Origin of the sequence: Rhizobium sp. ARZ01 (assembly GCF_014851675.1) — a bacterium.
Taxonomy (GTDB): Bacteria; Pseudomonadota; Alphaproteobacteria; order Rhizobiales; family Rhizobiaceae; genus Mycoplana.
The window spans coordinates 230,108-242,984 of the sequence record NZ_JACVAE010000002.1 but is presented as its reverse complement, the minus strand read 5'-3'; the positions used below and the strand labels follow the sequence as shown (position 1 = coordinate 242,984).

Sequence of the window (12,877 nt, the reverse complement as noted above, 5' to 3'; positions counted from 1 at the left end):
GTCGCCCTCGCTGCACATTTGAGGGTACGGTGGGTGGTACTCCACCCACCTCACGTCGACGACGTCAAGCTGGCTGTCGTACCCGCCGTGCCCCCAACAAGGCGCGACTACGTCTTGCAGGCTTGAACAGGTCAACAAATGGTCTCCCGGCGCGAACTCGATTTAATGGCGTTAAAGGTTGGCGACCGCGAGCAATCTGCTTGATGAACTTTGGTGAAGCGGTCACGATGTTCAATTGTCGGGTCGATTTTCGGAATCTGATGTCATTGCTGGCCCCTTACTACCGGATCGATGACGTTCCCCGCCAACGCTACGGTGTCCGTCAATTCCAAATCGTTTGCTGTCAGCAAGTCCCGTTGAGAGATCTTTGACCAAGGCTTGGGGTTGCCCTTTCGTTTTCGCACGGGTGCCAGCGCGTCTATCAAATCCTGCCTGCCCGTATCGCTGCCTGCGCCGACGACACCGAGCGCCTCAAAAGGGCAGAAGATATCAAGTTTGGCTTCGAGTGCTCGAAATTCCAGAGAGCGGACAAGGAATCTCTCCAAAGTCTGGGAAATGTTGAACCATGTCCATTTCTTCCACGAACAAATTCATTCCCTTGCTCGTCGATGGATAAAGCTGGGGGCCAAGGTCACGAGGTTCAGTCTGACCCTCTTGAGGATGTCGGCAGTCGTTATCAAGTCACTGCTGGCGAGCCTAGATCTGGTTGACCTGAGACCGACCTCGCCCAATCAACAAACTCGATGAAGAGATCGAGATTAGCTTTAACAAGTTCGAGAGACTCGCCAAGAGGAATAAGCGCAGTCTTCCAATCCCGGCTTCTCCATGCTGCGGCGATATCTGATGGTGGTATTATTACCTGCATGTACAACTCCCCGATCGTATCACTCACGAAGCCCGCGAAGTTCAGTCGCTCAATGAATTGTACAAACTCGTCCCGTTTGGTGATCATCAGCCAATTTCTTCGGCCGCCGAACAATTTCGTTGCGAATTTGAATCTCAGCCCCACGCGTCCTGTGCCGACACCACAAAGGTCCGCGACATTATAAGAGTCCTCCTCCCCCTCTCGCTGAAACTCGAACCACGCGACGTGTCCAAGGTCGTCACCTAAGTTCCAGGACGGAGGGCAAAAAAAGAAATACGTCGGTGCTTCGGCCTCACCTGATAGTCTGTTTGAATTGGTCCATGCCTCGAGATACGCCATGATCTGGCGCCAAACTTCCGTCTGAACTTCTTTCTCGAAGCAGAGCTTCGACTGGTTGAAAACCTCTAAGTCGTCGAGAATTAGAGCGCCAGCCTCTCGGCCCTGGTTTTCACCTTGCATGCAGTTCCTCCGATTTTCTTTTCAATATGGCAAACGAATGAATTGACCAGAAACGCGGTCACTCTCTGTCCGTCCACTTCTCGGAGAGTAGCCCTGGCAAGCCTAGCGATATCAATCCAGGAGAGTTGAACGATTTTTTCGGGCGAGACGGAACCCGTGGTCCCAGCTCGGCCATCTGGTGTGAGATAGACAACCGCCCACGGCCGCCCCCTGATCGTCGCTTGGCAATCTCACAGTATCTGTCTAGTTGAGAAGCCTGCTCTTTCGCATCGATCTTTACTTCTATGATTGCAAAGATGCTTGGGTCGTTGATTAGAATATCGACACGGTTCTCACGGCCTCCGTCTGCGAGCGCTTCGGTTGTGACAACGCAGTGCTTTGAGGACGTGATGGGAGGAATTCCAAGCTCGCGCGCTACTATACCGATCAGGCTATCGAGAAGGCGCGGCCCTAGCCCGTGATGGCTCCGCCAAAGTAAGAACCATGCCAGCAGATGAGCATTCCTCACTTCGTCACGGCCAAGTTTTAGAGCATGGAAAGGGTCGGCCAGAAAGCCATTCGATTGGGCATCCGCGAGCGGGCTTCGAACGGAGGCCAAAATTGATTGTAGGCGTACTGGATCTGGTACAGCTATATTCTCATGGGGGCGGGTGTCGCATGCACCCTCCGCAAATGACGCTTTCAAAGACTGCAAAAGCTGCGGAAGCCGATCTATAAGTTGAACAGTCATGCCGGACGTCGAAATTTATTCAACTATGAAATGGATGGGTAATCTCCCCACTTTAACAGGGGCCTCTACGCAAACAGTCATTTCACTTTCTACGGGTGTGATGCCGCTGATACCCATATTGGGTCATTCGTTGTTGCAAGTCTATAGCCACTGCGTGACGAAGTTCAGTGCCTCGTCGGTGCTTTCGATGATTTGCTGGTCGAACCATTCATGCCTGACTGTGCGATTGTAGCGCTCGATATAGGTCCTCTGCTGCGGCTTGCCAGGCTGGATGTGCCTCAAGGCAATGCACTGTTCTTCGGTCCATTCCATCAGCTTCCGCTGACACCGAGCCATTTATCGATAGGGCATTGGCGTATTCACGGGCAGGCGCATTCCAACCTGCGCACCCCGACCCTTGACACACCGCCCAATCTCGCCGATGACTGCGCCAAGCCATTAGCGGGTATGATGTAATGGTAGCCTGTCAGCTTCCCAAGCTGAACGCGCGGGTTCGATTCCCGCTACCCGCTCCAGCCTGATTTTCCAGTGTTGCGGGCGCACTCATGCCATCGAAAAAGGTTCGTCTTGCCGCGACGACGGCGGGGAATAGTCAAACGTTGACGGCCAACAGGCAACAAAATCACATGGGACGATGTGACCGCTTCGAACGGTATTGACTTTGATCTGACGAATGAGCGGTTCAATCCACGAACAGGTCAGGTTCTTCGGCTTTGTGCCAACGTCCCGTTTACCGGTCTGGCGAGCGGACAGGAAGTCGAACTGTTCATCTATCAGAACGGATCGCTTTTTTGACGGACCGGTGGTCGTCCTGCTATTGGAAGGGTTTCCTTCTCCCTGATGCGTTCAACGCCGTGGCCTATTACGAGGTGTGGGCACGGTACGGCTCAGGTGGCGGAGCAATCGACGGAACCACCACACAAGCGCGCCTGGGAATTTTAGGCGTCTAGCCACCGAGTCAGAGCGTCCGAGTCCCGGTCATTTGGTCGGGACGCAGGCCTCCCGATCCAAATTGAGACATGTCGGAGGCTTCGTCTTCATTTAGAATACGGAACGGGTTGATGAGAGGCGCTGAGTGCCGTTTCAGCGTTGTTCATGGCGGCCCCGTTCTAGACAATCCCACGGTTAGCAGACAAGCGACGGCTGGTTAAATTGGTGGCACGGGGGTCAGAGGTCGAGCCCGCGTGCAGTAACGCCGGGAGGTTTTATCGATCTGACAACTGGCGACGCCGGATCTGACGGAAGGCGACTATCAGCCATGGCGGGTGGATTACTCAAAGCTGATGACGGTGGTCGCGCGGTGCGTTCAGGGCGTTATGGCCTTGCCAGACGAACTGGGGCAACGCATGAAAGCGCTTGAGAAGGATGACTGAAATTACTCGGCGCCTAGCTGAGGCGCGGTGGGCGCAAGGATCCGCGTTGACCCGCCTCCTGCAGATACGCTATGCCGGCGTGTCGCTTTTGGAGGGCATATGACTAGAATACTAATGCGCGGGGGGAAATCGCCCTTCGAAGTAATCGATCCGGTTGTCACAATCGATGATAACCTGATCGCCAACAACAGCGGCAACCTGCTCTTTGCACAGTCGGTATTCAAGAGTTTGTCGGTGCCAAATGTAGAGATAGATGTGGCGGGGTACAAGCCACCAGACTCGGCCATGGCGGATGAGATCAGCGAGAAGTACGATTTTTTCGTGTTGCCATTCGCGAATGCGTTTCGCGGAAGCTTTGAAAAGCAACTCAAAAGCTATACTGCACTTATCAAGAAGCTGAAAATTCCATGCGTTGTTATCGGGGTGGGCGCGCAAACAGACTTGTCCTTTTCGCAGTTGAAGGGCTCCTCGATTGACGAGTCGGTGAAGGAATTTGCCGCGGCTGTTTTGGAGAGATCGGCTGTTATCGGTGTCCGCGGCGACGTTACGCGTGAATACCTCAACAAGCTTGGCTTCGGAGCGGTGGAAACGATCGGCTGCCCGTCGATGTATCTGAATGGCGAAAGGCTGGTTGTTGAAAAGAAGGTGAGGCATCTCGACAAAGACAGCCTTGTCACGGTGAACATCACAAACAAACAGAAGCCAGCGGTTGGGTCGTTCTTTTACCGTGTGTTGAAGGCACACCCGAAGACCGCCTACATCGCCCAGGACATCGAAGATGCCAAGCTTCTCTTGTGGGGCAAGCCACGCAAGGAAGCTGGAACAGGCGACTTTATTCCCGCCGATCTCGATAACCCGTTCATTGATAATGGAGCAGCGCGCTTCTTTACCGATGTCCCTACCTGGAAGTCCTATATGGGGGATATGCATTTCAGTGTTGGCACCCGCATCCATGGGAACGTGTTCTCAATCCTTGCCGGGACCCCGGGGTTCGTCATCGCGCACGATTCCAGGACGCTTGAGCTCTCGCAGTACTACGATATCCCTCATCTGAGAGGGGACCAGATTACCGAGAAGATGTCAGCCAACGATCTTTATGAAATGGCTGACTATGGACCGATGATGAAGGGACACCCCGCCCGGTTCGCCAAATACAAGTCGTTCTTGGAAAAGAACGGTTTGAAGCATGTTTACAAGAATCCAAAGGATGCCGCTGCCTTCGATGAGAAGGTTTCGAACATCCAGTTTCCCGCACCCATTGACGCCATCACATCATCGGACAGGTTTAAGCAGCGGGTCGTTGAGATCCACGCACGGTGTGACGCTCGTGTCGATCGAATCAATGCCCGCCTGTTGAAGGTTGAGGCCAAGTTGGCCAAGATTGCAGAAAATGCTGGCGTCTAGGGCGACATGGCATTGTTTGCCACTTGGTTCATCTAGAGGTCGGTTGTTTCGACGGTGTCTTTGACCGAGTTGCTGAACCTGAAGGATGGCGATGGCGTCAGCTCAATGCGCCTGAACATATGAGGCTCTATGATGTCGCTGTCGTCGTTTTTCATGACAGGCTTCTAGCCACACTTGTCGCAGTTGTCTGTAACGCTCCTCCCATGGTAGACCCGTCGCCTCTACGAGAGGGGTACCCACGTGAAGCGTATTTTCTTTCTGTCCGCATCTTTGAATGTAAACCGCGGCGGCGTCACCAAGGCGGTGATGTTGAGGGCCAACGAGTTTGTGAAGATGGGCTATCCTGTTACCCTTCTCACTCTGAAGTATCAGTCAAACTATGACAACATCATCAAGAAGCTGCGTGCTCAGAAGGCCGTCGACGGCAAAGTCGTTATAAAGAATTTTTGGGCAGACGCAGTTTCGGGCACCACTTCTTCTTCAGTGAAACCGGAAAAGCCCGACCTCGCTGCCCTGCAGAAAATCGAGAACGGGAACACGGTAGACTATTTCCGCGAGGGACGGCGGTGCTTCACCTATGTAATGCATGGGAAGCGACCGGCCAGGGCGGAGTACTATGACGAGGTTGGTCGGCATACCCAAACGTCCTCCTTCTGGGATTGGCCCATTAAGAAGAGATCCTTGGTGTATTTCGTTGATGGCAAGACGATCGCTCAGGAAACCCACTTTGACAAGGGGGGGGCACCTCGCATTTCGGTGGAATACGACAAGAAAGGCAATTCGATTTCAGTCGCCACTTGGGACCAGCAAGGCGGCGCTCGTTTTGAAAGCCTGGAAGCTTTGCAACAAAGGTGGGTCGAGACCCATCTCGCCGATGGCGACGTCGTCATTGACGACCACCGCACCTACGATCCCATCCTTGCTGGCCTAAAGCAGAAGATAAACCGGGTAGCAGTGGTTCACATGAACCACTTGGAGCCACCCTATTCCGACATTGGCGCTGTGACGAAAAACTATAATGCGCTGTTTCAGGAAAGCAGAGTCGATACGGTGGCGATGTTGACACCGCAGCAAATCGACGATGCAGCCACGATGGGCTTTTCAACGGCTCGAATGAAGGTGCTGCCAAACATCTCAATTGAGCCGGCGGCGAAGTTAGCAAGCAAGCGGGACGACTACATCGTGGTTGCGGCGCGCTTTGTTCACCAGAAGCGCCTGCAGGATACCCTTAGGGTTCTAGAGCGAGTTCACGCCGCCAATCCAGCAATGCGTGCTGATATATTTGGCCAAGGTGAGGACAGGGAGGAGCTCGAAAAGTTGCGGGATGAGCTCGGGCTGGCCGGAATCGTTTCAATAAACGAATACGTCCCCAATCCGCTTGAATATTTGGCTAAGGCGCAACTCACGCTAATGACCTCGCGGCACGAGGGTTTGCCACTCGCTCTCCTGGAAAACCTCTCGGTCGGAACACCGATAGTGTCGTACGACATCAAATACGGGCCCGCCTACGCGATTGAGAACGGAGTGAATGGCTATCTGGTCCGCGAAGGCGACATCTCGGGAATGGCAGATCGGGTGATCGAGTTGCTGGCGGATAAGAAGAAGGTCACCGAAATGGCTCAAGCTGCCTTGGCTTCCGCTGCGAGATTCACAGCCGAGAAGTATCAGGCGTCTTGGCGCGAAATCATCGAGGCTCCTGTTCCCAGCCACAATGGCACGCACCTGCGAAGCAAAGTCGGGGCTCATGCCGACAATCGCTCGCATGCGCCGATCATCGTCGATAGGGTTCAGGGGGTTAAGGTCAGGTTCAATACCGAGTACATGACCGCTGAACAGGCAGAAATCATCAAAGCTGGAAAGTACGAGCGCAAAGAGATTAAGGCGATTCTCAATTGCCTGAAGGGCGGTGAACGCGTGCTGGAGCTCGGCGGAGGCATCGGTTATGTGTCGACCGTGGTCTGCAAGCATCGTAACCCGTCATCGTACGATGTAGTCGAGGCAAGCCCGCGGATGATACCGGTCATCAAGGACACCCACGAACTCAACGGCGTAGGGTCTGCCCGCGTTCATCATTGCATCGCGACTTCGGATAAGGATGCTTTGGAGCGAGGGTATTATGAATTCAATCTCGGTAAAAATTTCTTGGCATCCTCGATTACCAACATTCGCAATACAGATGGTGTCGCCCAGGTGCCAACCGTCTCAATTGCCAAGTTCATGGAAGAGCAGAAGCCACAAGTTCTCATCGCTGACATTGAGGGAGCGGAGGTCGGCTTACTAACCGACGTGGATATTTCTTGCCTGGATCGGATCATTTTGGAGATCCACCCAAAGATCGTCGGTCCAGCCGGCATCAAATCGATCTTCGACGACATGTCGAAGCATGGGTTCACCTACGACGCCTCAACGTCTATCGGCGTGGTTGTGTCATTCATGCGCGTGAATTGATGGGAGGTGCCGACTAGCTAGCTACCCGCCTCAGGGCGCGGGTAGCTCGCTTTGGATATGACAATATCTTGCGAAGGTGCCAAGCAACGTGCAAAGGTTTTCGCTTCGCGACTTTTTTCGTCCAATCAATCCGCCAGTTTGCTGGCGAAGTAGAGATCAGAAAATCTGCGGATAATCTTCTCAACGACTTCGGGGTGAACATGCATGCCGTCTTCCTTCCACGCGATGGAGCGAGGCGAAAACGTCACCATTTCATAGCTCGGGAAATAGTCGACGAAATCATACTGCGCCGCTGCATGTGTGGCGGCGCTTAGCAGCGTTGACTTGGAATAGAGGTTCGCTGAGACGATATCGCGTGAGAGCCAGGTACGGTGCAGTGGAACCGGAGATGTCGTAATGACAACTTTCGCGCGACCGCCTGTCTGTTCCTTGATCTCATGTACGATCGCCTCGACCGTCTCCATGGTAGAGGCGGGGGATTCATTGAAGAAAGCGTACCGCTCCGTGGAGCGTACCAGCTTCTTTTCGCCACCCGGAGAACGGTTGATGTGGATGTTGTCCTGCTCATCAACCCAAGTTTCAGTGAAGCCGAGTGTGACGACCACGACATCCGCATCCTTGAGCGAGCGGTAGGTCTCGAGAAGCTTGGACCTCACAGCCTCGGACTCATCGGCCGTAAGCGCGCGAAGGCCCGAAGTCATCATGTCGAAGAATTCGTTGTCGCCGGTCTGGATGATCCCGGCAGTCATCGCATCGCTGCGCTTGTGCAGGCGCAGAAGGTCCAGCATGGATTTCGGCGTGTAGGCATTCAGTGCGCCGTTCCGAGCGCTGCCCCGCATCCCATACAGATCTCCATCGAACACGCAATTCGAAGTCAGATTCGTGACGTCAATCTTTGAAAGTTCCCTCTCAAGGTTACGCGCGAAGCAAGACCCGATGGTGAAGAAGACGTCCGACTTTTCCAGTTGGAACTTGGGATCGACGTGGATGCTCGGAAAGTCCATCTCGATCCGCTCGGCGCCGCCTCGGCCGTCGCCGATCTTAGCGAAATAGGGAAACTTGTTCCCCCTGGTGAGTTTCTGGGCTTCCTTAAAACTAATTTTCGAAAACGACATCGATACCCCCGTTTGAGGCCAGAGTTGACAGCGGCCCAACGACCATCACGACAACGTCTCAACGTGGACTTGTATTCACGCGCGCCTAACAGGCACTCACAAATCGAGGAAAACCAATGGCCCGGGAAACTCTTCCCGTCGCCCAGCCCAGAGCACTAGTTCCAACCTAAAGGGGAGTCAGATGGATAGAACCGTTGCTCCAGGCGCGGCGTGCTTGCATTCGGCTATGAGACGGAAACGAGCCGGCAGCCACCAGAATGCTACGGCGTCATCTACGACCACAACCTGGACAAGCTACAAGAGCCTCTCAGGTCGAAAACTATGGCGAGGTGGTCGACGCGCAGAAAGGCTGGACGGAGCGGTTCGGCTCCAGTGCCGCACTGATCGACCTTGCCAAAGAGAACCAGTCGCTCAAAGGCGCCGATCATTCACTTCCGATCGGCAGAAACGGCTAGCCCACCAGCTGGTGGTTCGGCGCGGCCATGCGCTTTTGTCAGCGTCGTGAACCTTCCGATTGCGTCATCGCGGTAGGCTACGGGGTCGAAGTTGCCCTTTGCGTCGATCTCTTTTGTCAGGACTTTTCTCAGGCCTTCCACCAAGCCCTCCTCGCTATTTGGCACGATCAGCCCATAGTCTTCGTGAAGAACTCCGCGGTTGCCGGGAATATCTGTCGCTACGATGGGGATGTTGAGAACCATTGCCTCCAGCAGCACCATGGGTTGCCCTTCGTGATTGGAGGGGAGGACGAAGCACGTCGATTGCTTCATCGCCGGAAAGGCGTTCTGCCTATGACCGGCCAGTAGGATTCGGTCAGCCATGCGCGCGTCGGAAACGGCGTGATCCAGCGTACTTCGCAGCGGTCCGTCGCCTATAATCACGAGTTTGGCGTCTGGAAATTCTCCCGCAATCCGCGAGAAAGCGCTGACCAGCTTGAGATGGTCCTTTTCGGGCGAGAGCCGCCCGACCGTCGTCAGAACGATACCACACTCAAACCACGGACGAAGATCTTCGTCCAATGGCGCGTTACTTCTAGCGACAATCTTTTCGGATGAGACCAGGTTGGGGGAGGCGACGAACTTGTCGGGATCGAGATCAAAGGCAGGCGACATCACCGAACGGTTGTGATCGCGCAGTGTGTCGCTAACGGATACGATAGCGTCAAAGTCTTTGTAGCTTCTGAACAGGTAACGAAGCGGAGGGTTCTTCGTGTACCATTCCTGATACATATCGTTGTGCAAATAGGCGATCTTCTTGGCCGCGCCAGAATTCGCCAGCAGCATGGACCAGAAGTAGTTGTAGCCCTCAAAGTGAACTACGGTTTCAAACTGGGTGTCGCCGAAAATACGCTGAAATTCGTTTGAATGTGCCCTGTTCACAATCGAAGAAATACGAGGGCTGGTGATGGTCTCCATCGTTAGCGCCTTGTTTACGAGCCACCTTTCCTCGGGGGACATGGGCATAATGCCCACTCGTCCCAAGATCTGCACGTTGCCCGGCAGCTTCGTGACTTCATCCAACCGCTTCTGCTCTCGAGCGACTGATCCGGGATCAAGCGCGAGGTAGTTGACACTTCCCGGTAGATTTAGCGCTTCCGCCAGATTGATAAACGACGACGTGATTCCGTTGGCCATGAACGGGCCCGCGTAAAATAGTGTCCGCTTGGTTGCGATGGGGTCTGGCGACTCCTTGAAAAAGAACTCGGCGACGCGCTCGCTCGCATGCCCATCATCATCCGCGCAATATGCGGCGATCGCTTTTTCGTATGCTGCCTTGTTTGCCTCGTAGAAGTCTTTTCCGCTACCCAAAGCCTTCACAGACGATGTCAGCTCCTCGACAGTGTGTACGACTTGCCCTGGCATGTCGTGGATATCCAGGTAGAAGCCTCGGTCCCTCGTGTATTCTTCATAGTCGTAGGCGTAGTAGAATATCGGTTTGCGTAATGGGATAAACTCGAAGAAAACAGAAGAATAGTCGGTGACCAAAACGTCCGTCACGGCGAGAATTTCGTTCGTATCCAAGCTTGCTGGAGCGATCGTAACGCCGAGTTCCTTATCGGAAAGCGCTTTCTGCATCATCGAGTGGCCACGAAACACAATCGCATAGCCGCAATCTTTCAACGCAGCCAGATCGCGCTTGATCCTCGCCAGGTCAACCTTAATTTTCTTATGCGTGCCTCTCCATGTTGGCGCATAGAAGAGTATCGGCTTGTCGCCTTCCACGTTGAGTAACTTCCGCGTCAATGCCTTCTGCTCGATCGAGGCGCTCAACGTCAGGTCTGCTCGCGGATATCCGCTCTCGCGAAGCTTGTGTTCGACAAGTCCCTTAACGCCGAAGTCATCTCTGGTACTAGCTGTGGTGTGACTGTTGGGAGTAATCAGATGGCTGGCTTGAAGGAAATTCCTCGCGCCGTTGGCGTGCTCCAAGAAACGGCCATTCATCTTGATCCCAAGCGTCTTCAATGGTGTGCCGTGCCAGGTATTGAGATACTTTTGGTCCGGTCGACGTGTAAACCAGTACGGGAACGTGCTGTTGTTGATGAGGTGGCTCGCAGTGGCTAGATACCGACGATAGGCGTCGCTTTCCTTCTCGACAATGATGACGTTGCACCTGTTTCGAAATTCCTGTGGCACGGCAGTTGCGTCATTTACAGCCCACACATGCTTCCAATCCGCAAATGCCAGATTCCCAAGAACATACTTGAAGATGGCCAGCGGATTACAGCTCATCGAGGAGCCACCGAAAGATTCATAGACAATGGTTTTGGCTTGAATTGGCAGTGATGACCGCATGTAAGAATAGTCTTCCAATTCATGGCGGTCTTTGGATCTGCGGAAAATCGCATGGTCCATGCCATAGTTTTCAGCATCTACCCGAGCTTCGATCAGAGCGCCAACACCGGAAGGCAAGTCGCCGCTTCGAATCAAGGCATAGCCCAGCGTCGCGTAATTGTTGACATCGTGGCCATTGGATCTGTCGATGAGATAGCGATACGCCGCCACGGCGGTCGGCCAATCCTCTTTTGTTATCGCGGACGAGCCAGTTGCCTGCAATCCGGAAACCGAAAAGTCGTGCAGCACTTTGGGGGGAATGGCATTCGAGGGGGCGGTAAACCAGTTCGGTAGCGTATTGCAATGCAGTGATTTAAGGAGCTCAGTTGCAGCTCCAATCCAATCACTTTGAGCGGCGAGGACCACGCCCAGGCGAAAACGCCAGCCACTGTCGTCGCGTAGTTCTAGTGCTTTGCGGTAGAAGGTTGCAGCCTCTTCAAAATTTTGTCGGCGCTCATTGATGTACCCAAGTCGAGCCGGCCAGTGCGGCTCGCTCTCTAGCTCAATGGCTTTGTGATACCAGTGGGCAGCGTCGTCCCATTGATAGCTGTAGTCATACGCTTGGCCCGTGCGATAGTAGAGTTCGGCATCTGGCTTGGATGTGAGCGCCCGTTCCCTGTAGGCTGAGGCAGCATCGCTCCACCGTTGCGCTTTCTGGTGCAAGTGGCCAACGCCGAACCGTCGAACATTGCTGTCGTCGGACTCCTTTTCGGCAAGGCGGTATTGCTCAATGGCGGCGTCGAATTTGCCGACAGACGCCAAAAGCAAACCAAACTCGCAGCGCCAAACCGATTTGCCTGGTAGCTTGCTTAAGGCGGCTTCGTATGCTTCGATCGCTTCTTCCGGGCGGTTCATTTTCTGAGCGACAACAGCAAGGCGGTGTAGCCTATATGCCGTGGCTTTGCCCGAGGCTACGGCGTTCTGCATTGCCTGCAGTTGAAGCCATGGCCTTCGTTGCTTGTCATAAAGCCTCGCCAATAGCTCCCAAACTTGAGCATCGTTTGCGTTGAGTTGCGATGCCTTTTCAAGTGCGCTGACCGCGGCTGCTGTTTGCCAAAGCCTCGCCTGCCAACGACCCCGGCTATGATGGACTGCCGCGCTGCTTGGGAAGATCGTCACGAACGGAGCGTGGAGCTTGTCGACAAATTGAGCGGCAATCTTGGCAGACTTTGTAACTGCCTGGCCCGCCTGCGTGTTTTTGTTCCGCAGGTAGAACTCTTTCAACCTAGCGGCAATCGGTTTCAACATGCTTCGCTACCCAAGTTTCTAGAGTATGTCCCAAGGCTCGTTTAGCCCGTCCTGCATCGTCAGTTCAAGTCTCGACTGCTTAGGTGGACGGCGGCTTCACGCACGAGTTGACAAGAAGAAGGGTGGGCGTTGCGCCGCGTGTAGCGCGAAATGCAGTCGCGTGGCCGACTCGCCACCGGCTGGCGGTCGCCGTTGAGGGGTGGCGAGAGGCAAACGAGTTTTACAGGCGGCAGATAAGGCATTGATATCGTTTGGTTGGATTTCGGCAAGTTTCATAGCCAAGCCGTTGGCCGTATAGCAAGGTCGCTAGCTTCCCAACCTGAACGTGCGGGTTCGATTCCCGCTGCCCGCTCCACTCCCTCCTTTCGCAAAACGTGGGAGTCCTAGGTCAAGCCCGGCATATCGCG

General features: G+C 54.2%; 5 protein-coding genes, 1 tRNA gene and 1 pseudogene. 3 read left to right on the top strand and 4 right to left on the bottom strand.

Annotation, left to right across the window (positions count from 1 at the left end):
- Positions 1-676: 676 nt before the first annotated feature.
- A complete protein-coding gene (locus tag IB238_RS15300) occupies positions 677-1,324 on the bottom strand; it encodes a hypothetical protein (RefSeq protein ID WP_192248457.1) in 648 nt (215 codons plus the stop codon).
- Positions 1,325-2,198: 874 nt separating this feature from the next.
- A pseudogene (locus IB238_RS15290) lies at positions 2,199-2,372 on the bottom strand (integrase core domain-containing protein); the annotation flags it as partial.
- A gap of 123 nt (positions 2,373-2,495) precedes the next feature.
- On the opposite strand from IB238_RS15290, the gene IB238_RS15285 reads away from it, so the two are divergent.
- The 3 genes from IB238_RS15285 to IB238_RS25055 all read left to right on the top strand — a co-directional run bounded on the left by IB238_RS15285 (position 2,496) and on the right by IB238_RS25055 (position 7,279).
- Positions 2,496-2,569 (top strand) — tRNA-Gly (locus tag IB238_RS15285).
- Between the two features lie 957 nt (positions 2,570-3,526).
- Positions 3,527-4,831, top strand: a complete 1,305-nt coding sequence (locus IB238_RS15280) for a polysaccharide pyruvyl transferase family protein (RefSeq protein ID WP_192248451.1) — start codon at positions 3,527-3,529, stop codon at positions 4,829-4,831.
- A gap of 240 nt (positions 4,832-5,071) precedes the next feature.
- On the top strand, positions 5,072-7,279 hold the full coding sequence (locus IB238_RS25055; protein ID WP_192248447.1) for an FkbM family methyltransferase: 2,208 nt from the start codon (positions 5,072-5,074) through the stop codon (positions 7,277-7,279).
- A gap of 125 nt (positions 7,280-7,404) precedes the next feature.
- Here the strand turns inward: IB238_RS25055 and IB238_RS15270 are convergent, their stop codons facing one another.
- Complete coding sequence (locus IB238_RS15270; RefSeq protein ID WP_192248444.1) at positions 7,405-8,394, bottom strand: GSCFA domain-containing protein; 990 nt, start codon at positions 8,392-8,394, stop codon at positions 7,405-7,407.
- Between the two features lie 428 nt (positions 8,395-8,822).
- Positions 8,823-12,470 (bottom strand): CDP-glycerol glycerophosphotransferase family protein, encoded by a 3,648-nt coding sequence (locus IB238_RS15265; protein WP_192248441.1) that lies wholly within the window; start codon positions 12,468-12,470, stop codon positions 8,823-8,825.
- Positions 12,471-12,877: the final 407 nt, after the last annotated feature.